The organism is Pseudarthrobacter sulfonivorans (assembly GCF_014712225.1).
Lineage (GTDB): Bacteria > Actinomycetota > Actinomycetes > Actinomycetales > Micrococcaceae > Arthrobacter > Arthrobacter sulfonivorans.
Map to the genome: position 1 here is coordinate 16,347 of NZ_JACXBW010000022.1, position 24,415 is coordinate 40,761.

General features: G+C 66.0%; 21 protein-coding genes and 1 pseudogene. 8 read left to right on the forward strand and 14 right to left on the reverse strand.

Annotation, left to right across the window (positions count from 1 at the left end):
- Positions 1-15: 15 nt before the first annotated feature.
- Both IAQ70_RS20535 and IAQ70_RS20540 read right to left on the reverse strand, forming a co-directional pair.
- Positions 16-624 carry a TetR/AcrR family transcriptional regulator gene (locus IAQ70_RS20535; protein WP_190991750.1) on the reverse strand — a complete coding sequence of 203 codons (609 nt, stop codon included), beginning with the start codon at positions 622-624 and terminating at the stop codon, positions 16-18.
- Positions 625-725: 101 nt separating this feature from the next.
- Positions 726-2,099, reverse strand: coding sequence for an MFS transporter (locus IAQ70_RS20540; RefSeq protein ID WP_190991752.1), 1,374 nt, complete (start codon positions 2,097-2,099; stop codon positions 726-728).
- Between the two features lie 129 nt (positions 2,100-2,228).
- On the opposite strand from IAQ70_RS20540, the gene rraA reads away from it, so the two are divergent.
- The 3 genes from rraA to IAQ70_RS20555 all read left to right on the forward strand — a co-directional run bounded on the left by rraA (position 2,229) and on the right by IAQ70_RS20555 (position 6,193).
- Positions 2,229-2,723, forward strand: coding sequence for a ribonuclease E activity regulator RraA (rraA, locus tag IAQ70_RS20545; RefSeq protein ID WP_190991754.1), 495 nt, complete (start codon positions 2,229-2,231; stop codon positions 2,721-2,723).
- A gap of 178 nt (positions 2,724-2,901) precedes the next feature.
- Entirely contained in the window at positions 2,902-4,551 is a 1,650-nt protein-coding gene (locus IAQ70_RS20550) for an MDR family MFS transporter (protein WP_190991756.1), read from the forward strand.
- Between the two features lie 202 nt (positions 4,552-4,753).
- A complete protein-coding gene (locus tag IAQ70_RS20555; protein ID WP_190991759.1) occupies positions 4,754-6,193 on the forward strand; it encodes a sugar porter family MFS transporter in 1,440 nt (479 codons plus the stop codon).
- A 60-nt stretch (positions 6,194-6,253) separates the two neighbouring features.
- Here the strand turns inward: IAQ70_RS20555 and IAQ70_RS20560 are convergent, their stop codons facing one another.
- Both IAQ70_RS20560 and IAQ70_RS22935 read right to left on the reverse strand, forming a co-directional pair.
- Positions 6,254-6,547, reverse strand: coding sequence for a hypothetical protein (locus IAQ70_RS20560; protein ID WP_190991761.1), 294 nt, complete (start codon positions 6,545-6,547; stop codon positions 6,254-6,256).
- A gap of 200 nt (positions 6,548-6,747) precedes the next feature.
- Positions 6,748-6,938 (reverse strand): annotated as a pseudogene (locus IAQ70_RS22935) (GNAT family N-acetyltransferase); the annotation flags it as partial.
- A gap of 161 nt (positions 6,939-7,099) precedes the next feature.
- On the opposite strand from IAQ70_RS22935, the gene IAQ70_RS20570 reads away from it, so the two are divergent.
- Positions 7,100-8,572 carry an amino acid permease gene (locus tag IAQ70_RS20570; RefSeq protein ID WP_190991763.1) on the forward strand — a complete coding sequence of 491 codons (1,473 nt, stop codon included), beginning with the start codon at positions 7,100-7,102 and terminating at the stop codon, positions 8,570-8,572.
- Between the two features lie 396 nt (positions 8,573-8,968).
- Here the strand turns inward: IAQ70_RS20570 and IAQ70_RS20575 are convergent, their stop codons facing one another.
- The 7 genes from IAQ70_RS20575 to IAQ70_RS20605 form a co-directional block, all read right to left on the reverse strand.
- Positions 8,969-9,727, reverse strand: coding sequence for an iron ABC transporter ATP-binding protein (locus IAQ70_RS20575; protein WP_190991765.1), 759 nt, complete (start codon positions 9,725-9,727; stop codon positions 8,969-8,971).
- Positions 9,724-10,767, reverse strand: coding sequence for an iron chelate uptake ABC transporter family permease subunit (locus tag IAQ70_RS20580; protein ID WP_190991767.1), 1,044 nt, complete (start codon positions 10,765-10,767; stop codon positions 9,724-9,726). Before IAQ70_RS20580 ends, IAQ70_RS20575 begins: the two co-directional genes overlap by 4 nt.
- Positions 10,760-11,767, reverse strand: a complete 1,008-nt coding sequence (locus tag IAQ70_RS20585; protein WP_190991769.1) for an ABC transporter permease — start codon at positions 11,765-11,767, stop codon at positions 10,760-10,762. Before IAQ70_RS20585 ends, IAQ70_RS20580 begins: the two co-directional genes overlap by 8 nt.
- Before the next feature lie 31 nt (positions 11,768-11,798).
- Positions 11,799-12,749 (reverse strand): siderophore ABC transporter substrate-binding protein, encoded by a 951-nt coding sequence (locus tag IAQ70_RS20590; protein WP_317983725.1) that lies wholly within the window; start codon positions 12,747-12,749, stop codon positions 11,799-11,801.
- 298 nt (positions 12,750-13,047) lie between these two features.
- Positions 13,048-14,211 carry a mannitol-1-phosphate 5-dehydrogenase gene (locus tag IAQ70_RS20595; protein WP_190991771.1) on the reverse strand — a complete coding sequence of 388 codons (1,164 nt, stop codon included), beginning with the start codon at positions 14,209-14,211 and terminating at the stop codon, positions 13,048-13,050.
- The gene (locus IAQ70_RS20600) at positions 14,211-16,283 is read right to left on the reverse strand and encodes a PTS mannitol transporter subunit IICBA (protein WP_190991773.1); all 2,073 of its coding nucleotides are present in this window, start codon (positions 16,281-16,283) and stop codon (positions 14,211-14,213) included. Before IAQ70_RS20600 ends, IAQ70_RS20595 begins: the two co-directional genes overlap by 1 nt.
- A 59-nt stretch (positions 16,284-16,342) precedes the next feature.
- Positions 16,343-17,071, reverse strand: coding sequence for a TetR/AcrR family transcriptional regulator (locus IAQ70_RS20605; protein ID WP_190991776.1), 729 nt, complete (start codon positions 17,069-17,071; stop codon positions 16,343-16,345).
- A 162-nt stretch (positions 17,072-17,233) separates the two neighbouring features.
- On the opposite strand from IAQ70_RS20605, the gene ptsP reads away from it, so the two are divergent.
- A complete protein-coding gene (gene ptsP, locus IAQ70_RS20610; protein ID WP_190991778.1) occupies positions 17,234-18,919 on the forward strand; it encodes a phosphoenolpyruvate--protein phosphotransferase in 1,686 nt (561 codons plus the stop codon).
- A 58-nt stretch (positions 18,920-18,977) separates the two neighbouring features.
- Positions 18,978-19,256, forward strand: a complete 279-nt coding sequence (locus IAQ70_RS20615) for an HPr family phosphocarrier protein (RefSeq protein ID WP_190991780.1) — start codon at positions 18,978-18,980, stop codon at positions 19,254-19,256.
- A gap of 119 nt (positions 19,257-19,375) precedes the next feature.
- Here IAQ70_RS20615 and IAQ70_RS20620 read toward each other — a convergent pair whose 3' ends face one another.
- On the reverse strand, positions 19,376-20,158 hold the full coding sequence (locus IAQ70_RS20620) for an alpha/beta fold hydrolase (protein WP_317983726.1): 783 nt from the start codon (positions 20,156-20,158) through the stop codon (positions 19,376-19,378).
- Positions 20,159-20,206: 48 nt separating this feature from the next.
- Between IAQ70_RS20620 and IAQ70_RS20625 the strand changes: the two genes are divergently transcribed.
- Positions 20,207-20,614 (forward strand): helix-turn-helix domain-containing protein, encoded by a 408-nt coding sequence (locus tag IAQ70_RS20625; protein ID WP_190991782.1) that lies wholly within the window; start codon positions 20,207-20,209, stop codon positions 20,612-20,614.
- On the opposite strand, the gene IAQ70_RS20630 is transcribed toward IAQ70_RS20625, so the two are convergent.
- Positions 20,611-21,828, reverse strand: coding sequence for a PucR family transcriptional regulator (locus tag IAQ70_RS20630; protein WP_190991784.1), 1,218 nt, complete (start codon positions 21,826-21,828; stop codon positions 20,611-20,613). The two genes, IAQ70_RS20625 and IAQ70_RS20630, sit on opposite strands and share 4 nt — an antisense overlap.
- A 233-nt stretch (positions 21,829-22,061) precedes the next feature.
- Here IAQ70_RS20630 and ald point away from each other — a divergent pair, with 233 nt between their 5' ends.
- On the forward strand, positions 22,062-23,180 hold the full coding sequence (ald, locus tag IAQ70_RS20635) for an alanine dehydrogenase (protein ID WP_190991786.1): 1,119 nt from the start codon (positions 22,062-22,064) through the stop codon (positions 23,178-23,180).
- 74 nt (positions 23,181-23,254) lie between these two features.
- Here the strand turns inward: ald and IAQ70_RS20640 are convergent, their stop codons facing one another.
- Complete coding sequence (locus tag IAQ70_RS20640) at positions 23,255-24,313, reverse strand: Gfo/Idh/MocA family protein (RefSeq protein ID WP_190991788.1); 1,059 nt, start codon at positions 24,311-24,313, stop codon at positions 23,255-23,257.
- Between the last annotated feature and the right edge of the window lie 102 nt (positions 24,314-24,415).

The window sequence follows — 24,415 nt, forward strand, 5'->3', positions numbered from 1 at the left end:
ATTGGTCTAGACCAGTTACGCCGATTTGCGGGCGGCCTGCCCGTTCGGTGCCACGGGGGCAAGCAGGGTGCAGGCCTTTTTCAGGTCTTCTTCGGCCTCAAAGAGGGACAGGCGGCGGTTGCGGACGGACTGGACCAGACCAGTGACCGTCAGCAGGAGCACCCGGGCCGCCACGGCGTCGTCGGAAGCGGTGACTACTGCCCTTTCGCTCAGGTCATCGATCTCCTGCAGGAGCTCGGTGGTGTCCTTGCCCTTGAGGTACACGCCGCGCGTCAGGCACTGCTCGACGGCGGGCTGCATCACCCGCATGTGGAAGATCTCCATAACCACGCCGGTGAGGGCACGGCCGCCGAAGCTGGCAGCTGACGTGCGCGCACGCGTCTCAAGCTCGTCCAGCTGCTGGCGGTAGAGCGACAGCATGAGATGGGTTGGGGACGGAAAATACCGGTACACGGTACCGAGCGGGACGCCCGACTTTTCCGAGATTTCCGCGAGGTCCACGGATTCCAGCCCCTTGCGGGCAAACCCTCCGGCGGATTCGAGGACGCGTGCATAGCGCAGCCTCTGGCGTGGGGTGGCGGGCCGGGCGGCCATGGGCGGATGGTCGGGAAGGGTCTCGGGCATCAGCATTCCGGGGTAGTGAATTTATGGTGCAGCAGCCGGCGGATCCCCATCCCGGCCGCCCTGCAGTCCGCGTCAACTATACGGCACGGGCCGATAACGCCTCAGTCCACGCCCTTGATCTTGACCACGAACACGGCGCCCAGCAGGCCAATGACGGCCGCCGTGGTGAACAGCGTGACGTACCCGCCGAAGTGCGTCACGGCGAGGAATGCGAGGCCGGGCGCGAACACCTGCGGGAGCGAGTTGGCGACGTTGATGACCCCCATGTCCTTGCCTCGGTCGGCGGCCTGCGGCAGTACCTGCGTCAGCAGCGCGAAGTCGACGGCAAGGTAGGCGCCGAACCCCACGCCCAGGATGCCCGCTCCAACAAGTGCCCCGGTCCACACGGGGAAGAAAGCCATGGTCAGGCCCGCGGCGGCAATGATGGCGGAGGACCCGATCACAAACGGCTTCCGCCGGCCCAGCCTGTCGCTCCACGGCCCCGCGATCACAGCGGTAATCATCACCATCACCGCATAAATGCCGGTCAGGGTCAGGACCCCCACTGCCGGGTCCTCGTGCTTGAGGACGTCCCGGAGGAAAAAGAGCAGGTACACAATGGTCATCTGGTTGCAGACGTTGACCAGGAAGCGTGTGAGCCACGCCCAGGCGAAGTCCGGGTGGCGGGACGGGCTGATCCAGAAGTCGCGCAGGAAGCTGCCCCGCGAGAACGGCGGCCGGAGCTCCCTGGGCAGCGGCGGGTCATTCCGGTGGAAGAGGTACGGCAGCACCGAGAACAGAAGGGCGGCCGCACACATGGTGTACCCCACCATGTAGTTTCCGGATACCACCGCCCCGAAGACCGCGCCGAGCAGGATGCCGCCCGTCTGGCCCATCGCGGCCAGGCCGCCCACGCCGCCGCGCTGCAGCACCGGCACCCTGTCCGGGACGGCGGCGGTGATGGCGGCGTACGCGGCGTTGGCGCCCAGCTGGACCAGGCACCAGAACACGACCATCAGGGCAACAGCAGTAGCGCCGGACATCGCCAGCAGGGCGGCGGTTGCCAGGATTGCGCCCGCCAGAACCCACGGCGCACGCCGGCCGAAGCCTGAGACCGTCCGGTCAGACAGGGCACCGAAGAGCGGATTGGCCACCAGCGACACTGCGGCGCCACACATTGTGACGAGGGTCAGGATGGCTTCCTTGTTGGCCTCGTCGATACCGATGGCCTGCTGGCCGATAAAAATGTTAAGGGGACCGAAGAAGGCCGCGTTGATGCCGACGTTGACCAGCACCAGTCCGGTGACCCAGCGCGCGGTGACCTTCTGCGTCGGCTCGGCGAGCGCCGCCGTCGGACTTTCTGCTGCTGCCCGGTCCGCTGCCGGGCTGGGACCCAACGCCGGGCGGGGGTCCGCTACCGGGCTGGGATCCAACGCCGGCCCGGAATCCGAGGCCGTGCCGGAATCCGGTGCAGCGGGTGTGTCGGGCAGGCTCATGGCAGGTTCCCCCTGGAACGGTCGGTGATGCTGAAAATCAGACTATCGTGGGCTTGATCGCCCCGCTTGTCATATGTCGCAGGCGCGCAGCGGGGCGCCCCGAACATGACACCGGACATTGGAGATGCAATGAACGCACCCGCACCGAGCCCCAACCACACGGTCAACACTGCCGACCTGTACGACGAGCGCGGCGACGAACTCGCGTCCGTGTCACTGCAGTTTCAGTCCCTGGGCGGGCGTTCCCACTTCAGCGGGCCGGTCCGGACCATCCGCTGCTTCCAGGACAACGGCCTGGTGAAGTCCACGCTGGCCACGCCGGGCAACGGCGCGGTCCTGGTGGTGGACGGCGGCGGTTCCCTGGGCACGGCCCTGATGGGGGACATGATTGCCGAGAGTGCCGTCGCCAACGGGTGGGCCGGCGTCGTCATCAACGGCGCCATCCGCGACCGCGAGGCCATCGCGGGGCTGGACCTCGGCGTCAAGGCGCTGGGCAGCAACCCGCGCAAGAGCGCCAAGGCGGGCGCCGGCGAGGTTGACGTGGACGTGGTGATCGACGGCGTGACCTTCCGTTCCGGCGTCACCGTCTGGTGCGATCCGGACGGCATCCTCGTGGAGCGTTAGGCGCGGCTGCATCCATAGGCGGGATCTCGGCGCTTTGGCGCCGGCTTAGCGCGGAGATCCCGCCGTTCGATTCGGTCGGACAGGAAACCGGGGCTCCCGGGAACAATCAGGGAAGTAACATAGTTACTGAAAGCAACTATCAAGCTTAAATCACCATTTTTCTTCCCTTGGAGAAGCCATGTCCAAAACATCCGCCGTGCGTGCCGCAGGCGAAACCCTGACCCAGCGTCAGGTCGTCACCGTGATGGTGGGGCTCATGCTGGGCATGTTCCTGGCATCCCTGGACCAGACCATCGTGTCCACCTCGATTTACACCATCGCCAACGACCTCGACGGGCTGTCCCTTCAGGCATGGGCCACCACGGCCTACCTGATCACTTCCACCGTCAGCACACCCCTCTACGGCAAGCTCAGCGACATCTTCGGCCGCCGCCCGCTGTACCTGACCGCCATCGTGATCTTCCTGGCCGGTTCGCTGTACGCCGGCTCCGTGCACTCCATGACGGAACTGGCCATCGCCCGCGGCGTGCAGGGCCTCGGCGCCGGCGGCCTGCTGGCCCTCGCGCTGACCATCATCGGCGATATCGTGTCCCTGAAGGACCGGGCCAAATACCAGGGCTACTTCATGTCGGTGTTCGGCATCTCCTCGGTCCTCGGCCCCGTGGTGGGCGGCGCGTTCGCCGGGTCCGCCAACATCCTCGGCTTTGACGGCTGGCGCTGGGTGTTCTTCATCAACCTGCCCATTGGACTGGCTGCCCTGACCGTGGTGTTCCTGTTCCTGCACCTGCCCGCCAAACACATGAAACAGAAGATCGACTACTGGGGTGCGGCGGCCATCACCCTCGCCATTGTGCCGCTGCTGCTGGTGGCCGAACAGGGACGCAGCTGGGGCTGGGCATCGCTGGACTCCTTCCTCTGCTACGGACTGGGCATTGCAGGCATCGTCTGGTTCCTGCTGGCCGAAAAGCGCGCCGGGGACTACGCACTGATCCCGCTGCGACTCTTCCGGAACACCACGTTCGGACTGTCCTCGCTGCTGAACTTCATCATCGGCATCGGCATGTTCGGTGCGATCGCCATGCTTCCGATGTACCTGCAGCTGGTCAAGGGACTGACGCCCACCGAAGCGGGGCTCATGATGATCACATTTACCGTGGGCATCCTGACCGGGTCCATCACTGCCGGCCGCACCATTTCAGCGTCGGGCACCTACCGGATCTTTCCCATCATGGGCACGGGCATCCTTACCGTTGCCGCCGTGACGATGGGCCTGTCCCTGGGCGTGGACACCGGGCTCTGGGTTCCCGGCGTGATCGCGGTGTTCTTCGGCATGGGACTGGGTTTCTGCATGCAGCCGCTTACCCTGGCCATGCAGGTTTCCGTGCCGCCGAAGGACATGGGCGTGGGCACCTCGTCCGCAGCGTTCTTCCGGTCCATGGGTGGCGCGGTGGGTACTGCCGTGTTCATCTCCATGTTGTTCAGCCTGGCGGCAGGCCGGATCGCGGACAGCATGAAGTCGGCCATGTCCAGCGCCGACTACCAGGCCGTTCTCAGGGACCCGGCCGTGGCCGCGGACCCTGCCAACGCCAAGCTGTACGAGTTCTTCCAGAACGGCGCGTCGAACGATTCGCTCAACGACACCAGCTGGCTCCACACGGCCAACAGCGTGCTCACCCGTCCCATCACGGAGGGCTTCGCCTACGCGATCGACGCCGTCATGCTCACCGCCGCCGTTCTCACGGGCATCGCCTTCCTCATCAGCTTCGCGCTGCCGAACAAGAAGCTGACGGACCCGAAGGCGGCCAAGGAGCCGGTGGCAGCCCACTGAGTCGCCGGTTCCGGCACTGAGGACGACGACGGCGGGCCGCTCCGCCGTCGTCGTGGCGCCTTTCCCGGGGGGAGTCCGCCAAGTGGAACGCCGGGCGGTGTCGTGCAACACTGTTTAGCGCGCGTGCGCCGGTCATTCGAGCCGGTACCGCAGCCGACGACGTCCGCACCGCGACCACCCACCCCCAAACCCAGGGAGCATCATGCCCACCGTCCAGGAGCAGACAACCGCCAAAATACCGCAGCGGGTGATCTGGCTGGCACTCGCAGGCGCGGTGGGCGGCTTCCTGTTCGGCTTCGACTCCTCCGTGGTGAACGGTGCCGTGGATGCCATCAAGGATGAGTTCGCGCTCTCAGAGGCCGTCACGGGCTTCGCCGTGGCGATCGCCCTGCTTGGCTGCGCCGCCGGCGCCTTCCTGGCCGGCAAGGTCGCCGACCGCTACGGCCGCATCCCCGCGATGAAGATCGGCGCTTTGCTCTTCCTGATCAGCGCGATCGGGACTGGCTTCGCGTTCGGAATCTGGGACCTGATCTTCTGGCGGCTGGTGGGCGGCCTGGGCATTGGCCTGGCATCGGTGATCGCGCCGGCCTACATTTCCGAGATCTCCCCGCGGCAGGTCCGTGGCAGGCTAGCCTCATTGCAGCAGCTGGCCATCACTACGGGTATCTTCGCCGCACTGCTGTCCGACGCACTCTTTGCCACCAGTGCCGGCGGCGCAGACCAGGCGTTCTGGCTGGGCATGGAAGCCTGGCGCTGGATGTTCCTCGCCGCCGCTGTTCCTGCCGTGGTTTACGGCGTGATCGCCTACACGCTCCCCGAATCCCCGCGGTTCCTGGTGTTCCAGGGCAAGGAGGACGAAGCCCGAAAGGTCTTCAACTCCATCGCCCCGTCCGAGGACACCGACCGGCACATCCGCGAGATCCAGGACGCCATCGAAGAGGACAAGGTGGCCGGCCAGAAGGGCTCGCTCCGCGGCAAGACGTTCGGCCTTCAGGCGGTGGTCTGGGTGGGCATCATCCTCTCCGTCCTGCAGCAGTTTGTGGGCATCAACGTGATCTTCTACTACTCCACCACCCTGTGGAAGGCCGTGGGTTTCCAGGAGAAGGACTCGCTCACCATCTCCGTGGCCACGTCCATCACCAACATCCTGGTGACCTTGGTAGCCATCGCCCTGGTGGACCGGATTGGCCGCCGGCCCATTCTCCTTACCGGCTCAATCGGCATGGCGGTCTCGCTGGGCACCATGGCGCTGGCGTTCTCCTCGGCCGTCGGCTCAGGCTCGGAAATCTCCTTGCCGGGCGCCTGGGGTCCGATCGCCCTCGTGGCAGCCAACGTCTTTGTGGTCAGCTTCGGTGCCTCCTGGGGACCCCTGGTGTGGGTCCTGCTCGGCGAGATTTTCCCGTCCCGGATCCGCGCCCGCGCCCTTGGACTGGCCGCAGCGGCGCAATGGGTGGCCAACTTTGCCATCACCCTGAGCTTTCCCGTGATGGCCGCCGCGTCGCTGCCGCTGACCTACGCCATGTACGCGCTGTTCGCCGCGGCGTCGTTCTTCTTTGTGATGTTCAAGGTGCCGGAGACCAACGGCATGTCCCTGGAGCAGGCCGAGACGCTCTTTGTGCCGAAGGGGTCCAAGAAGGCCTAGTCGCAGCCGTACGCAGGTACGCGTGGCCGCCTGGTGCGGCCACGCGCCGTCGGACTGTCTTCAGGCGTTGCCGGCAGTGAAGTAGTTGTGCACCTCGTGGAAAGTCATCTTCGGCGGACCAGCAAAACCGGCCTCCGTGGTGAGCGGGACCATCTTGTCCCGGGCAAAGGCATCGAACTTCTCACGGCTCTCCCAGACGTCCGTGACCTGCAGGCCCTTCTCCGTCATCGTTGCCCAATGAGAGATGGATCCATCCGGGCCGGCTCCGCCCGGGGTGAGCCCCATCAACCTGTTGACCTGGTCATATTGGTCAAGGGTGGTGCCTTCAAACTCCATGATTATTGCGACCGCCATGACGACTCCTTTGTCGGACAGACCCACCCACAATGGCAGCCTGCGAACGGATAGATAGAGCCTTGTCTACGCCGGGTGCCCCGCACCGTCAATAGGCGGCGGGAGCCGCTGCATGACAGCCGCCGCGGCCCAGCGCTCTCTCACTTTCAGGCAACGCTCTCTCACTTGCTGCGCATTTTCGGGCAACGCTCTCTCACTTTTCAGAGCGTGAGCTTCATGCCCTCGCGGCCGGCCTCAAAGCCCAGCCGCTGGTAGAACCGGTGGCGGCAGTCCGTGACTTGTGCGTGGTCAGCTGCACCAGTGTGCAACCACGACGCCGGGACTCGTCGATTGCCCACCGCACCGTCAGGTTCCCGATGCCCTGGCCGCGGAGGCTCCCGGCCACGCGGAGGCGGAAGGTCCCGCCGTCGACGTCGGCGGTCAGCAAAAAGGTGGGCGCATCTGGGTTCCAGGTCACGCCGCCAGCATTCCACAGCCGCCGGTGTACGGTGGTAAAGCTGATTTTGTAACCGCCGTCACCCTTACCGGCGGACCACTCGAAGGATTTTGCACATGTCTGACCAGACAACCACGGGGCAGAGAACTGCCTCCAGCCGGGACAGCGAGCCCCACCTTTCACGCTCGCTGAGCAACCGGCACATCCAGCTCCTGGCCATCGGCGGTGCGATTGGCACCGGCCTGTTCATGGGCTCCGGCAAGACCATTTCCGTGGCCGGCCCCTCCGTGATCTTTGTGTACATGATCATCGGCTTCATGCTGTTTTTCGTCATGCGCGCCATGGGCCAACTGCTGCTGTCCAACCTGAACTACAAGTCCTTCAGTGATTTCGCCGGCGATCTGCTGGGCCCCTGGGCCGGCTTCTTCACCGGCTGGACCTACTGGTTCTGCTGGGTGGTGACGGGCGTCGCCGACGTGATTGCGATCGCCGGCTACGCCAACGAGCTGTGGCCCGGCGTCCAGCTGTGGATCCCCGGCGTTGCCACCATCGTGATCCTGCTGCTGCTCAACCTGCCAACCGTCAAAGCGTTCGGTGAGACCGAGTTCTGGTTCGCCCTCATCAAGATCGTTGCCATTGTGGCCCTGATCGTCGTGGGCCTGGTGATGATCTTCACCGGCTTCACGTCCAACGCCGGCACAGCAAGCTTCACCAACCTGTGGAGCCATGGCGGATTCTTCCCCAAGGAGTTCATGGGCTTCGTGGCCGGCTTCCAGATCGCCGTCTTCGCGTTCGTTGGTATTGAGCTCGTGGGCACCGCTGCCGCCGAAACCAAAAACCCGGAGCACAACCTGCCCCGCGCCATCAACGCCATTCCCCTGCGCGTGATGCTCTTCTACGTAGGCGCCCTCATCATCCTGATGTCCGTCACACCGTGGACCGAGTTCCAGGCCGGCCACAGCCCGTTCATCGGCATGTTCTCTCTGGCCGGCCTGGGCATGGCCGCGATGGTGGTCAACCTTGTGGTGCTGACGTCCGCAATGTCCTCCGCCAACTCCGGCATCTACTCCACGTCACGCATGGTGTTCGGACTGGCCCACGACGGCGACGCCCCGAAGCTCTTCGGCCGCCTCTCGAGCCGCAAGGTTCCGCAGAACGCCCTGTTCCTGTCCTGTGTGCTGCTGCTCGCCGGCGTGGCGCTGCTGTACGCGGGCAAGGACGTTGGCGTGGCGTTCGACATGGTCACCACCGTCTCCGCCGTCTGCTTTATGTTCGTGTGGTCCATCATCCTGGCCAGCTACCTGGCGTTCCGGAAGCGCCGGCCGGAACTGGCCAAGTCATCCGCCTTCAAGATGCCCGGCGGGATTCCGATGGTGTGGGTGGTCTTCGCCTTCTTCGCCTTCCTGATCTGGGCGCTCACCACACAGCCGGACACGCTGACGGCCCTGCTGGTTACCCCGGCTTGGTTCGCCGTACTCGGCGTGGCCTACGCCGTAGTCCGGAGGACGCCGCTGCACCAGGCCCGCGTGGCCGAGTGGAAGGCAATGGCCGACGCCGAAAACTCCGCGGCCGCGACGTCCGCAGTCTGACCCGCGCCTCACCACCACCACCCACCCCCGCACCCCCGCACCGCACCCCCGACGCTCTCTCACTTAATGTGGGTTTTTCGGCGACCCTCTCTCACTATCCGTGGGAGAGGGTCTTGCCTTTTCTGCCGGACGTGAGGATTCTGCCGGGGATGGGACGGTTCCTTGTGATTCGGCCCGGCTCGTGTTTGGCCTGGCACTCGCGCGGCGGACGCACGCACCAATCGACGCCGCGGCGCCAACCGAGGAGGCGGCGGCTTCAGCCCCGGGTGAGGCCCGACGGCGGCACTCACCGTAAGTGCCGCCGTCGTGCGTTAAATTCTGGGAACCCAACGCAGATGCTGCGACAAGTGCGAGAGCGTCGCCGGAAGACCCACATCAAGTGAGAGAGCGTTTGGGTCAGGCGAAGTAGACGCCGATGCGGTTGCCGTCGATCTCCTCGATCCGAATGTCGATGTCGTACACGTCATGCAGCATCGCGGCCTGCATGATCTGCGCGGGGCTCCCCTGGTGGATGAGGCGGCCGTTCTTCATGGCGAGGATGGTGTCCGAGTAACAGGACGCGAAGTTGATGTCGTGGACCACCAGGACGATGGTCTTGCCCAGTTCGTCGGCCAGCCGGCGGAGCAGGCGCATCATCTCCACGGAGTGCTTCATGTCCAGGTTGTTCAGCGGCTCGTCCAGAAGCAGGTATTCGGTGTCCTGCGCCAGGACCATGGCGATGTAGGCGCGCTGGCGCTGGCCCCCGGAGAGCTCGTCCACGAACTTGTCCGCCATGGCCGTCAGGTCCAGCTGCCGGATGGCTTCCTCCACCACGGCAAGGTCCTCGACCGTGGGGCGGCCGCCCGAGTGCGGGAACCGGCCGAAGGCCACCAGGTCGCGGACCGTCAGCCGCATGGTCAGGTGGTTCTCCTGGCGAAGGATCGCCATGGTCCGGGCCAGGTCGCGGCTGGGCGTTGCCGCGATGTCCAGCCCCGCCACGGTCACGGCTCCGCTTTCCAGCGGCTGAAGCCGGCTGATCAGGGACAGCAAGGTGGACTTGCCGGCGCCGTTGGGCCCGATGATCGAGGTGATGCCGCCGCGGGGAATAACGCAGCTGACGTCGTCGAGGACCGCTTGGCCGCCATAGCTTTTCGAGACGTTCCGGACGTCGATCATTTCAGCGAGCCTTTCAGCAGGAGGTAAAGGAAGAGAATTCCGCCAGCGAACTCGATGACCACGCTCAGCGCGGTGGCGAAGCCGAAAACCCGCTCAAGGATCAGCTGCCCGCCCACCAGCGCCACAGCCCCGATCAGCACCACAATCGGGAGCAGCCGCGCATGGTTGAAGCCGCGGCAGAGCTGGTAGCCCAGGCTGACCACCAGCAGGCCGAAGAATGTCACGGGCCCCACCAGTGCGGTGGAAACGGCCACCAGCAGGGAACAGGCCAGCAGGATCCGCATCACGACCCGGCGGTGGTCCACCCCCACATTGATGGCCAGCTCACGGCCCAGGGCCAGGACATCCAGGGTGTGCCGGGCGCGCCACACGGCCACGCAGACGGCGCCGATGATCACGGCGGAGACGCCCAGCAGCGCCGGATCCACGTTGTTGAAGCTGGCAAAGAACAGGTCCTGCAGGATGATGAACTCGCTGGGCTCCATGAGCCGCTGCAGGAGCGAGGAGAAGCCGCGGAACAGGCTGCCAAGGATGATGCCCACCAGCAGCAACAGGTGCAGCGACCGGGTGGCGCCGGTGAACATCCAGCGGTACAGCAGGGCGCTGAAGGCAACCATCAGGACAACTTCGACGCCGAACTGCAGCGTGGGCGGCGCTGCGGTGACAGCCGCGGCACTCACGGTGAAGACGAGCGTGGTCTGCACCAGGATGTAGAGCGAGTCGAAGCCCATGATGGAGGGCGTGAGGATCCGGTTGGCGGTGACGGTCTGGAACAGCAGGGTGGAAACGCCCACCGCCACGGCCACCAGCAGCATGGCGGCCACCTTCAGGGCGCGGCGCGGAAGCACGTAGCCCACGTTGCCTTTGAGGTCGCTGAACAGGAAGAAGGCGACGGCGGCGATGGTGGCGGCGAGCAGGATGCCGATCACCAGGCGCGGCGGGGCGCGGCGGATGCTGTCCCGCAGGCAGGCAAGGGGCTTGGGCGCGGCCGGTTTCGGGGTGGCCGCGCTAGGCGTGCTGGGTGTGGCCGTTTCAGGCATTGCGTTTCCTCAGGATCAGGATGAGGAACAGGATGGCTCCCACCACGGCCATCACCATGCCCACGGGTACTTCGTAGGGATAGCGGATGGTCCGGCCGATGATGTCGCAGACCAGCACAAACCCTGTCCCAAAGAGGGCCGTCCACGGTACTGCCCGGCGCAGGTTGTCGCCGAACAGGAGGGAGACGATGTTGGGCACCACCAGGCCGAGGAACGGCACGGCGCCCACGGTGGTCACCACCACTGCCGAGATCAGCGAGACAATGATGAGCCCCAGCCGCATGGTCGCGTTGTAGTTCAGGCCGAGGTTGGTGGTGAAGTCCTCCCCCATGCCGGCCACGGTGAACCGGTCTGCGGCCAGCAGCCCCACCAGCATCAGGGCCGCGACGATCCACAGCAGCTCATACCGCCCTCGGAGCACTCCGGAGAAGTCGCCGATCATCCAGTTGCTCAGCGTCTGGAGCAGGTCGTACCGGTAGGCGAAGAACGTGGTGATGGCTCCGATGACCCCGCCCAGCATGATGCCCACCAGCGGGATGAGGAGGGTGTTGCGGGTGGGCAGCCGCCGCAGTACGGCCAAGAAAAGTGCCGTGCCGAGGACGGCAAAAACGCTGGCGACGCCCATTCGAAGGAGGATCGGCGCCGTCGGGACAGCCACGGTGACCACCAGGATTCCCAGCGTGGCGGATTCGACGGTCCCCACGGTGGACGGCTCCACAAAACGGTTGCGCGCCATCAGCTGCATGATCAGCCCGGCCACGGCCACCGCCATGCCGGCGAGGACCACGGCCAGGGTGCGCGGGACTCGGGAAACCCAGAAAATTTCGACGGCGGCCGGGTCGCCGCCGAGGAGTGCGGGCAGCGATACGTCGCTGACGCCCACGAACATACTCGCGATGGCCAGGCCCAGCACAACGGCCGCAGCCGCAACCAGTCCCACGTAATCGCGGGACCGGCTGCGGCTTACCGGCGCGGCAGTCCGCACCGCCGTTGCTGTCATGATCGAACGTCAGTCAGTGGTCAGGAAAGGCTCAGGCCACCGAATCGGCGACGGCCTCAACCATTGCCTGGACGTTGTTCAGTCCGTATCCAACGATGTACCAGGCAGCGGGGTCCAGGCTGATGACCTTGTTGTTTTTGGCGGCATTGGTGGACTGGACCAGCTCGTTGTCCAGGACCGGGTTGGCAGCGGCCGCTTCGGAGCCGATGGCGGTGTCGCGGTTGATGACGTACAAGAGGTCGGGGTTGACCTGCTTGATGTATTCGAAGGAGACGGCCTCGCCGTGGCTGCCCTCGGCCTTGACGTCCGCCGCGGTGGGGACGCCCAGGACGTCGTGGATGAGTCCGAAGCGCGAGCCGGCCCCGTAGGCGGTCACTTCGCCGCCGGAGGTCAGGACGATGAGGCCCTTGCCGGCATCGGCGGCCTTATCCTTGGTTGCGGCGATGGTGGCGTCAACGCTGGCCAGCTTCGCGTCCACGTCGGCGGACTTGTTGAAGATGGTGCCCAGCTTCCTGGTCTGGTCCTTGAAGCTTTCCATCGGGTTCTTGGCATCGATGGACAGGTCGATGGTGGGGGCGATCTTGCTCAGTTCCTCGTAGGCGCCTGCGGTGCGGCCGGAGATGATGATGAGGTCCGGGGCCCCTGCGCTGACGGCTTCGAAGTCGGGTTCCTTGAGCGAACCGATCTTCTGGTACTTGGCATCGGCGTACTTCGAGAGGGACGCCGGGTAGCTGGCCTCGGGCACGCCCGCGGGCTCAACGCCGAGCGCATCGAGGGTGTCCAAAACGCCGAGGTCGAACGTGAAGACCTTCTCCGGGTTGACCGGCACGTTGGCCGTGCTGCCCTGGGCGTGCTCCACGGTGATGCTGGAGGCTGCCTCGGATGCGGGCGTCGCGGTGGCAGCGCCGCCGCATGCGGTCATGGTCAGAAGCGCCGCTCCCGCCGCCAGTGCCCCCAGGTAGCTCGAAAGCTTCTTCTTCACGTCAGTTCTCCACTCCGGTAATAACGTCACACGTTTGTTGCCTAATGTCCCTGCACTCTATAAGTAAGGTAAGGCTAAGTTCAAAACGTAACGCCAGTTATTGGACTAATCGTGAGTGGGATCACAACGCGCGACGCCGGCACTCGGGTGAGTGCCGGCGTCGTACTTCCGTGCGAGAGGGTTCCGGAAAAACCCGCAGGAACTGCGAGAGGGTTCCCGAAAAGGGCGCATCAAGTGAGAGAGCGTCCGGGGGGGTGGGGGCGGGATGGGGGGGGTGGGGCGGGTGCGGGGGCTGGCGCTAGGCGGGGGCCTTTGCACCCTCCGCCTGGCGCTCCTCCACCAGCGTGGACACCGGCGCGAACAGCGGGTGTTCGGGCGCCAGGCCGGTGATCCGGGCGGTGGCGTCCGCCGGAGATGAGGACGCCAGGATCTGCGCGAGTTCGGTGGCCTCGGCGTCGGCAGGGTCGTTGAAGCGCAGGGCCGCGGCAATGGCCCCGAGCAGGGCCTCCGGCACAATCCCGCGCTCGGCCAGCTCAGCAGCCGGCCCGATGAACCGCTCATGCCGGCTGAGTTTCCGCATCGGCGCGCGGCCCACGCGGGTCACAGTGTCCGGCAGGTGCGGGTTGGAGAACCGGACCAGGATCTTCTGGACGTAGGCTTCCTGCTCATCGCTGTTGAAGCCGTGCTTGGCCACGAGCAGCTGCTTCGTCTCCTCCAGGACGGCCCGGACGTCCTCTGCAACGTCCTGGTCGGCCATGGCATCGGAGATCTTCTCCAGGCCTGCCTCGAACCCGAAGTACGCCGCGGAAGCGTGCCCGGTGTTCACGGTGAAGAGCTTCCGCTCGATGTAGGGCGAGAGCTCGTCCACGAAGGTGGCCCCCGGAATCACCGGCGCCGCATCGCCGAAGGCGGTCCGGTCTATGACCCACTCGTAGAACGTCTCCACCGTGACATCCAGGCCCTGACCGGGTTCCTGGTTGGGCACGATCCGGTCCACGGCGGTGTTCGCAAACACCGCAATGGAGTCCAGGGAGCCGGCGGCGTCGTCCCAGAGCGCGGCCACTTCGGTCCGCAAGATGTCCGTGGCGTTGATGGCGTTCTCACAGGCCATGATCTGAAGCGGCGCCAGCACGGCCTCGCGCGCGGCAATGCCCTTGGTGATGGCGGGTGCCACGAACTTCAGGATGTGCGGCCCCACGGCGGTGGTGACGATGTCCGCCGTCGCGATTTCCCGCACCAGTTCCTCTTCCTGGGTGGCTGAATTCAGCGCCCGGAAGTTGTCCACCGTCCGGACGGTGGGGTTCTCCCCCACCTCGTTGACGTTGTAGCTGTCCGCTGCTGCCAGCTGGTCAATGAGGGCGTCCGCTACGTCGGCGAACACCAGCTCATACCCGGCCTGGTGCAGCAGCAGCCCCACGAACCCGCGGCCGATGTTCCCGGCGCCAAAATGTACTGCCTTCACTATGCGTTGACCTTTCCGAACAGGTCCAGGACTTCCTCGACGGACGTCGCGGCCTCCAGCTGGGCCACCTGGGCCTTGTTGGTGAAGACCTTGGCGATGGAGGACAGGATGTGGAGGTGCTCGTTGTTGATGCCGGCCACGCCCACCACGAACTTGACCTGCTTGCCGTTCCAGTCGATTCCGTCCGGGTAGCGGATCACGGAGACAGCGGACTTCATGATGTGGTCCTTGGCGGCGTTGGTGCCGTGCGGGATGGCCAGGAAGCTGCCCATGTAGGTGGACACGGACTCCTCGCGCTCGTGCATCGCGGCGATGTAGTCTTCGTCCACGGCGCCGCGGTCCAGCAGGAGCCGGCCCGCCTCGTCGATGGCGGCATCGCGGCTGGTGGCGCTGCCGTTGAGGATGACACTGTCGGCCACCAGGATGTCGGAGGGCGCGACGGCGGCTGGTGCAGTACCGCTGTCAGCGGCAGCTGTTGCATCAACCGGGGCGTCGGCCACGTGCGCTCCATGGGCCGCCGCGGCGGCGCCTGCGCCGGCGGCACCGGCCGTGGCACCAGCGCTGCCCGCGGCTTCCGGTGCGTTGCTTTCCTTGACCAGCTCCACGATCTCGTCGTACCGGGGGCTGTTCATGAAGTTGTCCACAGAGAAGTGCACCGCGCTCGAGGTGGCCGGCTTGGCCCGCTCGGTGAGGTCCTGGTGGGTGATCACAACGTCGTAGGTGTCGCTGAGGCTGGCGATGGCCGCGTTGGTGACCTTGACCTCCGGGAACCCGGCAGCCTTGATCTTGTTCCGCAGCACCGAGGCGCCCATGGCACTGGAGCCCATGCCGGCGTCGCACGCAAACACGATGTTCTTGACGGGACCGGCCAGCACGGCCGTGCCAACGCCTGCGCCTGCGCCTGCGCCCGCACCAGTCAGGACCGAGGAGACGGAGCTCTTCTTGCCCTTCATGCCCTCCATCTTGGCCGTTGCGTCGGCGAGGTCCGTCTCGTCGCTGTGCTTGGTGGTCTTCAGGATCACGGAGGCCACCAGGAAGGAGACCGTGGTGGCCAGGACCACCGCGAGGATCACCCCGACGTAGCTGTCACGGGAGGTCTGGGCGAGCACAGCGAAGATGGATCCAGGGGCCGCCGGCGCAACAAGCCCGGAGCCGGTGACGGCCAGGGTGGCGATACCCGTCATGCCGCCCGCAATCGCGGCCAGGATCAGCAGCGGGCGCATCAGGACGTACGGGAAGTAGATCTCGTGGATGCCGCCGAGGAAGTGGATGGCGGCGGCGCCGGGGGCAGAGGCCTTCGCAGCTCCCCGGCCAAAGACCATGTAGGCCAGCAGGATGCCGAAGCCCGGGCCGGGGTTGGCTTCGAGCAGGAACAGGATGGATTTGCCCTGCTCCAGCGACTGCTGGATGCCCAGCGGGGTCAGCACGCCGTGGTTGATGGCGTTGTTGAGGAACAGCACCTTGGCCGGCTCGATGAAGATGCTGGTGAGCGGGAGCAGGCCGTTGTTGACCAGGAACTGCACCACATTTCCGGCACCCGTGCTGAAGGCCTGCACCAGCGGGGCGATGCCGTAGAAGCCCAGCAAGGCCAGCAAAGCGCCCCAGATGCCCGCGGAGAAGTTGTTCACCAGCATCTCGAAGCCGGGCCGGATCTTGCCGTCCCAGAGGGAGTCGATCTTCTTCATGGTCCAGCCGCCCAGGGGGCCCATGATCATGGCACCGATGAACATCGGGATGCCGGCGCCCACAATAACGCCCATGGTGCCAATGGCACCCACCACGCCGCCGCGGACGTCGTAGACCATCCGGCCCCCGGTGTACGCGATCAGCAGTGGCAGCAGGTAGGTGATCATCGGGCCAACGAGGCCAATGTTCGGCTTCCCGTCGGTCTCGCCGAAGCCTCCCAGCCCGGGGACCGGGATCCAGCCCTTCTCGATGAAGAGGGCGGTGATGAGGCCCCAGGCGATGAATGCCCCGATGTTGGGCATGATCATTCCGGACAGGAACGTCCCGAACTTCTGGACGCCGACCCGCACGCTGGTGCGGGGTTTTGCAACTGTCTCTGTTGCCATGTGATTTCCTAACCGTCATTCCTGCTGCTGCGCAGGATGGGTCCGATATTTACGACTATTTACGACGATGCGCTGGTGGAGATCCGGTGGAGCCATTCGAGGAACAATTTAAGTTCCGAGCTTGAAAGCTGATCTGAGTGCGACGCCTGGAGTGCGGCATTCAAGGCGATCGCCGCCACCACCACCGAGGACCGCCCCGAGTTTTCGGGGGATGTCCCTGCGGCCTGCTCCGTGGACACCGCAAAGATCATGGCGTCCCGGGTCATGGTGGACAGTTCAAGGTTCCGTTCGGCGGCGGGCTCCGCTATCAGCATGAGCGTCACGCCCACGTTGGCGGCCAGGATGGACCTGGCTGCCTCCCGTGGCTGGACATTCAGCTGGCCCGCGGCCGCTGCCTTGGTCAGCATTTCCTCCATGAGCGCCTCGGCATCGGCAACGATGGCGGGACGGCTTTCCGGGCGGATATTGCCGAACATGACCAAGTACAGTTCCGGCTGCTTAAGCCCGAACAGGACGTGGTTGTCCCACATCCGCCGGATATCCTCCAGCGGATGTCCGGACGGGGCGAAATCCCTCTCGCCCGCAACATACTCTTCAAACCCTGCGGCAACAACGGCGTCGAAGAGACCTTCCTTGTCACCGAAGTGGTGGTACAGGGTGGGCGCCGTGACACCTGCCAGCTGCGTGATCTGGCGGGTGGAAACGGCTGCTCCGGCTGAATTTGCCAGCAATTCGGCTGCTGCTCGCAACAGTCGCATTTTGGGGGGAAGCTGGCCATCCAAACTCATAGCCGCTACCCTATCACCTATAGCATTGCTATATGAACTGAATCACATACAATTTTTTCAGGCACGTTTCCACTGCCGCACGCAGTAGTTGCGGCACCCCCGGCATGGCGCCGGGGCTGTTCCGGGGCGCGCCTGGTTACCGGCAGAGAATGAGGACCTTCAGTGCAGACCTTTTCAGGAGTAGGCGTCAGCCCCGGCCGCATCATCGGAACCGTCCGGCAGATGCCTAAACCGATCAGCGAACCCCCCGCAGGCGAGCAACTGGCGGCCGGAACTTCCGCCGAAGACGCCACCGCAGCCCTGAAGGCGGCGTCCCAGGCCGTGCACGACGAACTCAAGGCCCGCGCCGCCCACGCCACGGGTGACGGCAAAGCGGTCCTGGAAGCCACGGCGCTGATGGCCAAGGACACGATGCTGATCAAGGGAGCCGCCAAGCTTGTGGCCCGCGGCACCTCGAGCGAGCGTGCCATCTGGGAGTCCGGCTCTTCGGTTTCGGAAATGCTCCACAACCTCGGCGGCTACATGGCTGAACGCGCCACCGACGTCCTGGACGTCCGCGCCCGCATCGTGGCGGAGCTCCGGGGCGTGCCCGCGCCCGGCATCCCTGCGTCCAATACACCCTTTGTGCTGGTGGCGGAGGACCTGGCCCCGGCCGACACCGCCACCCTGGATCCGAACAAGGTCCTTGCGCTCGTCACCGCAGGCGGCGGCCCGCAGTCCCACACGGCCATCATCGCCCGCTCCCTGGGCCTTCCGGCGGTTGTTGCCGCGGTCGGCGTTGACGAGCTGGCGGACGGAACCGAAGTATTCGTTGACGGCGCGGCCGGCAGTGTCACGTCAGAGCCCGACGCCTCCTTCCGTGCAGCAGCAGATGCCTGGGCAGCCACGGCTTCCCTGCTGTCCGAGTTCACCGGCACGGGCACGACGGCGGACGGTCACCTGGTGCCGCTGCTCGCCAACGTTGGCGGCGGCAAGGACGCGGCAGCTGCCGCGAAGCTGGGAGCGCAGGGCGTGGGGCTCTTCCGCACCGAGTTCTGCTTCCTGGAACGGGACACCGAACCCAGCGTGGAAGAGCAGGCCGCTGCGTACAAGAGCGTCTTTGACGCCTTCCCCGGCAAGAAGGTGGTCCTGCGCACGCTGGACGCCGGCGCCGACAAACCGCTCCCCTTCCTGACCGACTCCACAGAGCCCAACCCGGCGCTCGGCGTCCGCGGCTACCGCACGGATTTCACGACCCCCGGCGTCCTGGACCGCCAGCTGGAAGCAATCGCGCTGGCCGAGAAGCAGTCCGAAGCAGACGTGTGGGTCATGGCCCCCATGATCTCCACGGCCGAAGAGGCGGCTCGCTTTGCCGCCATGTGTGCAGACGCCGGCATCAAGACCCCCGGCGTCATGGTGGAGGTTCCGTCCGCCGCGCTCACCGCCGAATCCATCCTTCGCGAGGTAGGTTTCGCGAGCCTCGGCACCAACGACCTCACGCAGTACGCCATGGCCGCAGACCGCCAGCTGGGTCCCCTCGCCAACCTGAACACCCCGTGGCAGCCGGCAGTCCTTCGCCTGGTGGGACTCACCGTGGAAGGCTCCCGCGCGGAAGGCAACGGTAAGCCCGTGGGCGTCTGCGGTGAGGCTGCCGCTGACCCTGCCCTCGCCGTCGTCCTTACCGGCCTGGGGGTCAACACGCTGTCCATGACGGCGCGGTCCCTCGCCGCCGTGGCGGCCGTCCTGAAGACGGTCACCCTCGCCGAGGCGCAGGAACTGGCCAAGCTGGCACTGTCCGCGCCGAGCGCCACCGAGGCCCGCGCGTGGGTGCGGGAGAAGCTTCCCGTGCTCGAAGAGCTCGGGCTGTAAACAGCGCTCCGGCGCCGTGCCGTTGCCAACCACCGCCAAGCACCAACCAGGAGGAACCATGCCCGAACGCATCGCCACCATCGCCAGCCGCTCCGGCCTGCACGCCCGCCCCGCCGCGCTCTTCGCAGAGGCAGCCGGGGACGTGGGAGTGGAAGTCACCATTGCCATGCAGGGCGAACCGGCAGACGAGGCGCTGGACGCTTCCAGCATCCTGTCCCTTATGACGCTTGGCGCGGCGAAGGGCGACGTCGTGGTGCTGCGGGCAGACGGTGACGGCGCCGATGCGGCGCTGGATTCGCTGGTGAAGCTCCTGGAAACGGACCTGGACGCCGAATAGATCGGTGCCCAAAAAGAGTACGACGCCGGCGCTCACCCGAGGCGGTGCGCGTCAGGCGGTGCGAGTCAGCTGTGCGCGTCAGGCGGTGGGCGTCAGGCGCTGCGCGTCAGCTGTCCGCGTCAGGCGGTGATGCCGAAGCCGTCCACGGCCCTGGCCCAGCTGGTGATCGCTGCGGCGGCCGGTCCGGTGGCGGTGTGCTGAAAAACGTGGCCCTGGCCCGGGATTTCGGTGAGGCTTCCCCGGGCCGCCTGGGCTGCGAGCCGCCGGCACCACTCGCGGCCGGCCACGGGGTCTTTGCTGCCACGTAGTATAAGCACTGGCTGACTGACGCCGGGTATCCGCGCCTCCAGGGGGTACTGCATCATCACGGGCAACTCGGTGAGATACCAGCGGGGACCCGCCCGGAAGTAGTCGGAAAAGACGATGGCGTTGGCGGACAGGCTCTCGCTGAACATGGAATCGCGGGTCAAGGCCAGCGCTTGTTGCGCAACCGACTTGCGGCGAGGGTCCACCACCGGGCCCATCAGCACGACGCCGGCGACGAGTTCAGGCTCTTGCAGGGCGAGTTCCACCGCATGCTGGGTCCCCATGGAATGCCCGATCACCACGCAGGACGTCACGCCGGCGTCCACCAGCGCAGCACGGACAAAGGCCGCGTACTCCCCCACCGGTACCTGGCGCTTGGGTCTGGGCGCATCGCCGAATCCGGGGAGGTCAAATGAGTAGACGGTGGCCGTCAGGGCCAGCTCCTGGTGCAGGCGCGCGAGGTAACGGTGGGAAACGCCGATCCCGTGCAGCAGGACAAAGGTTTGGCTCGGAGACTCGGCCGCGGGGGCCACGGAAGCGTAGAGCCGGCCGGCCAGGCCGCCGGCTTCGATATCCAGCCCACCAGTAAGTTTCACCCAGCGAGCATACCGCCCACCGCTGCCGGCGGCGGTTAGGGTGGGGGCATGGCACTGATAGCTCCCCGGATGACTGCCGGCCTGCCGGCCGACGACGCAGGCAAACTGCGGCAGGCACTGGAAGGCGGCCACGACATCACCGTCTTCGTGGACGGCACTGTCCACCGGCTGACGCCCCAGGCGAGGGACGCCGTCGTCGACCTCCTTAGCCGGTTGGGCCGCGGCGAAGCGGTGACCGTAAGCAGTGTGGAGGAAATGCTCACCACCTCCCAGGCCGCCGAACTCGCCGGAATCAGCCACACCTATCTGCGCAACATGACCGATCGCGGCGAGATTCCGGTGGAATACCGCGGCACACACCGCCGGATCAGGCTGGCCGCCATCATGGCCTGGCTCGAGCAGCAGAAGCACAGCGAGCACGCGAAGCAGGCCGGCCAGCCCGCCGAAACCAGCTAGATCCGGGGACGCGCCGCCCAGCGGCGCATCTTCAAGGCCGCATGGAGTTCCAGCCGGGGCAGGCCTTTCAGGGGGTCGACGCCGAGAAGCTGGCGGATGCGGCCCAGCCGGTTGTAGACGCTGCTGCGGTGGAGATGAAGTTTGGTGGCCACGTCCTGGACCGAGCCGTCGTTGTCGTAGATGAGCTCCAGGACCGGTAGGAGCTCGTGGTTCCGGTCGTGGTCTTCGAGCATTCGAACGTAGACGGACCCGGTGTCCGTCCAGGCGCCGGCTCCTCCGCCCGCTGATGCCAGCAGCTGGTAAACGCCGGTGGCCCGGCAGTCCACCAGTTCGCCGAGCTGGGGATCCACGGCGGCCGCCTGCGCTGCCTGCCGGGACTGCCGGTAGGCCTCGGCCAGCTCGCGGGGCCGCGCAAACCCCTCGCTGATGCCCAGGATGATGCGGTGCACCGGCCGGCCGGAGCGTTTGGCCAGCTCAAGCTGGTAGTGGACCAGGACCTGGGCATGGTTGGCGCGCCCCACGGACTCGCTGAACAGCACCACGGAGTGGGTTTCCGTGCCCGCGCTGAACAGTGCCATGTCCACCCCCACTGTGGCCTGCAGGGCGGCCGAGCTGTGAATCAGCGTGGAGGCAATGGGGTCGGGACCGCCGGCCCAGCCATCAGCGTCAAGCACGGTCACCACCTGCCACGGACCCTTGCCTTGGATTTCCTTCCAGCCCGCCACGGCGGCCACCGCGTTGGCGTCGCCGGAGCAGGCCGCCAGGAACTCGCGTTCACGGCTGCGCCTGAACTCAGACTCTGCCGTGTTGGAATCCAGGAGCAGGCCCGAAAGCAGCTCGATCTCCCGGGTCACCGCCGGCAGCTGGGAGACGATCGCGGCCGGGTTCTCCTCCGCAGAGTCCTGCTGCACCCAGAGGTAGCCCACGCGGAATCCGCGCACCATCAAGGGAACGCACACGCGGCCCAGCATGCCCAGGTCTGCATTGGCAGGGATCACTACCGGGCGGACCGCCGTCGCGATGCCATGGGACAACTGCCATGCACTGACGTCCGCCGGCACCCTTTTGCTCAACAGGAAGTTCACGCGGACCTGGTCCGCGTGGGACTGGTTGGAGCTGTAGGCGAGCAGCAGGCCGTCCAGGTCTTCCAGCGAAAGTCCGCGCCCAAGCTTCTGGGCCACCTGCTCCACGAGCTCTTCCACGTCCTGCTGCATGGGCTAACACTACTGCCCCGGAGGTTCCCCGGACGAACGGACACGAGGCGACACCTGACGCCCTCACGCTAAACATTTGTCGAACCGTGAAATCCCAATTCCGCGGAATCATGCGGGAGTTCCCTGCTTGGAAGTCGGGATCGCTGTCAGCTGGATCACAGCCGGATTTATTCTGGAATCACAACCTTCCCCGCAATTTCGGACCTATCCGGCCCGAGAACATGGAGCCCAGAATGATCATCGGTGTCCCCAAAGAGATCAAGAACAACGAATTCCGCGTCGCCATCACTGCCGCTGGTGTTAACGAGTTCCGCACTCACGGCCACGACGTCCTCGTTGAGCGCGGGGCAGGGCTGGGGTCGGGGATCACCGACGAGGAATACGCTGTCGCAGGTGCGGAGATCGTGGCAGACGCCGACGACGTCTGGGCCCGCGCCGACATGGTCATGAAGGTCAAAGAACCCATCAAGGCCGAGTACCACCGCTTCCGCAAGGGCCTGATCCTGTTCACCTACCTCCACCTCGCGGCCGAGCCCGAACTTACCCAGGAACTCATCAACTCCGGCGTCACGGCCATCGCTTACGAGACCGTCCAGGAAGGCCGCACGCTGCCGCTGCTCGCCCCCATGTCTGAGGTGGCCGGACGCCTTTCCGTGCAGGTGGGCGCCACATCCCTCATGGCGCCGGCAGGCGGCAAGGGCGTTCTTCTCGGCGGCGTTCCGGGTGTCCGTCCGGCCAAGGTGGTTGTCCTCGGCGCCGGCGTCGCCGGTACCAACGCCGCGGCCATGGCCCTGGGCCTCGGCGCGGACGTGACCATCCTGGACATCAACATCAACCGCCTCCGCGAACTGGACGCCCAGTATGCCGGCCGGCTCAAGACCGTGGCATCGAACAAGTACGAGATCGAAAAGTCAGTGGTGGACGCGGACCTGGTGATCGGTTCCGTCCTGATCCCCGGCGCCAAGGCCCCCAAGCTGGTCAGCAACGAGCTTGTCTCCCGGATGAAGCCCGGCTCCGTGCTGGTGGACATCGCCGTGGACCAGGGCGGCTGCTTCGAGGACACGCACCCCACCACGCACCAGGAACCCACGTACAAGGTGCACAACACCATCTTCTACTGCGTGGCCAACATGCCCGGCGCCGTGCCCAACACCTCAACCTACGCCCTGACCAACGTCACCCTCCGCTACGCCGTGGCACTGGCCAACCTGGGTGTCAGGACCGCCTTCGACCGCGACCCCGCCCTCGCCGCCGGCCTCAACATCGCCGGCGGCCACGTGGCACACCACTCCGTCTCCGAGGCCCACAACCTGCCCCTCGTGGCGGACTGGCACGAACTCGTTTCGGCCTAGCCACCCTCCATCGATTGCTCCGTAACCGCCCTTTTGGACGTCCAGAACGGCTGTTACGGAGCAGTCGATTGCTTTTAGGCCAGCGCGCGGGCTTGCTCTATAAGTTTCAGGGTCTCGACGGCGTCTTCCGGGTCTACTGGGACGGGCAGGTCGGAGGATATGCCGCCGTCGAGGATTTTTTCCGCGAGGATCCGGTAGAACTCCGGGTAGGCGCCCCGCTCGGTCGGCAGCGCGTCCAGGTGGCCGTCGCGGCCCAGCACTCCGGCCCACTCCGGCGCCTCAACACCGTACTCTGCGTCCAGCGGCCCGCCGCCGGCCACAATGTAGGGTTCCTGGGGGTCCACACCATGCTTGGTGAAGCCGCCGGTTGAGCCAAGGATGCGGAATCGCGGTCCCTGCTGGGCGCACAGCATGTTCATCGTCAGGTGGGTGAGGACGCCCGACTCGTGCCGCAAGGCCACGAACGAATCGTCGTCGGCTTTCTCCTCGGGACGGCGGATCTGAAGCTCCGCGTGAACCACCACCGCCGGGCCGAACAGCTGCAGCGCCTGATCGATCAAGTGCGCGCCGAGGTCGAACAGCACACCGCCGCCGTCCGCCGCCGTGGCACTGGCCTTCCAGGCCTTGGAAATAGCCGGCGACCACCGTTCAAAGCTTGACTCGAAGCGCGCGACGCTGCCCAATGCTTCCCCGGCCAGGAGCTTGCTGACGGTCAGGAAATCCCCGTCCCAGCGCCGGTTCTGGAAGACCGTGAGCACCCGGCCCAGCCGTTCCGCCAAGGCGATCAGCTCCTGTCCCTGGGCGCTGCTGACAGCGAACGGTTTATCCACCACAACGTCCAGGCCCGCCTCCAGCGCCGCCTTCGCCTGCGGAAAATGGGTGGCAGGCGGGGTTCCCAGTACCACGAGGTCAAGGTCCCCGGCGAGCTCAAGGACGGCATCGGCGTCGCGCACTGTTTTGACGCCCGGGTACCGCTGCGTCGCCGCCGCCTGCCGGCCGGCGTCGGACGTTGCGATGACGTCCAGGGAGTAGCGGGGGTCCGCCGCGATGAGCGGCGCGTGGAAAACGCTGCCGGAGAGGCCATACCCGACGACGGCAGTCCGGACAGTGCGGTGAAGTTCAGTCGAGTTCATAGGCAGTACCGTACCCCGAACGCTCTCGCAGATAATGTGCCTTAAAGCCAAACGCTCTCTCACATCCCGCGGATGACCGACCGGAAGTGAGAGAGCGTTGGC

What these genes read in the sequence shown, in the direction of transcription:
- IAQ70_RS20560 (WP_190991761.1), bottom strand. Translation starts at nt 6,547, where the DNA reads ATGGCGGTCGCAATAATCATGGAGTTTGAAGGCACCACCCTTGACCAA.
- IAQ70_RS20625 (WP_190991782.1), top strand. Translation starts at nt 20,207, where the DNA reads ATGGCACTGATAGCTCCCCGGATGACTGCCGGCCTGCCGGCCGACGAC.
- IAQ70_RS20630 (WP_190991784.1), bottom strand. Translation starts at nt 21,828, where the DNA reads ATGCAGCAGGACGTGGAAGAGCTCGTGGAGCAGGTGGCCCAGAAGCTT.
- ald (WP_190991786.1), top strand. Translation starts at nt 22,062, where the DNA reads ATGATCATCGGTGTCCCCAAAGAGATCAAGAACAACGAATTCCGCGTC.
- IAQ70_RS20570 (WP_190991763.1), top strand. Translation starts at nt 7,100, where the DNA reads ATGTCTGACCAGACAACCACGGGGCAGAGAACTGCCTCCAGCCGGGAC.
- IAQ70_RS20550 (WP_190991756.1), top strand. Translation starts at nt 2,902, where the DNA reads ATGTCCAAAACATCCGCCGTGCGTGCCGCAGGCGAAACCCTGACCCAG.
- IAQ70_RS20575 (WP_190991765.1), bottom strand. Translation starts at nt 9,727, where the DNA reads ATGATCGACGTCCGGAACGTCTCGAAAAGCTATGGCGGCCAAGCGGTC.
- IAQ70_RS20535 (WP_190991750.1), bottom strand. Translation starts at nt 624, where the DNA reads ATGCCCGAGACCCTTCCCGACCATCCGCCCATGGCCGCCCGGCCCGCC.
- IAQ70_RS20540 (WP_190991752.1), bottom strand. Translation starts at nt 2,099, where the DNA reads ATGAGCCTGCCCGACACACCCGCTGCACCGGATTCCGGCACGGCCTCG.
- IAQ70_RS20640 (WP_190991788.1), bottom strand. Translation starts at nt 24,313, where the DNA reads ATGAACTCGACTGAACTTCACCGCACTGTCCGGACTGCCGTCGTCGGG.
- IAQ70_RS20605 (WP_190991776.1), bottom strand. Translation starts at nt 17,071, where the DNA reads ATGAGTTTGGATGGCCAGCTTCCCCCCAAAATGCGACTGTTGCGAGCA.
- IAQ70_RS20555 (WP_190991759.1), top strand. Translation starts at nt 4,754, where the DNA reads ATGCCCACCGTCCAGGAGCAGACAACCGCCAAAATACCGCAGCGGGTG.
- IAQ70_RS20585 (WP_190991769.1), bottom strand. Translation starts at nt 11,767, where the DNA reads ATGACAGCAACGGCGGTGCGGACTGCCGCGCCGGTAAGCCGCAGCCGG.
- IAQ70_RS20580 (WP_190991767.1), bottom strand. Translation starts at nt 10,767, where the DNA reads ATGCCTGAAACGGCCACACCCAGCACGCCTAGCGCGGCCACCCCGAAA.
- IAQ70_RS20600 (WP_190991773.1), bottom strand. Translation starts at nt 16,283, where the DNA reads ATGGCAACAGAGACAGTTGCAAAACCCCGCACCAGCGTGCGGGTCGGC.
- IAQ70_RS20615 (WP_190991780.1), top strand. Translation starts at nt 18,978, where the DNA reads ATGCCCGAACGCATCGCCACCATCGCCAGCCGCTCCGGCCTGCACGCC.
- rraA (WP_190991754.1), top strand. Translation starts at nt 2,229, where the DNA reads ATGAACGCACCCGCACCGAGCCCCAACCACACGGTCAACACTGCCGAC.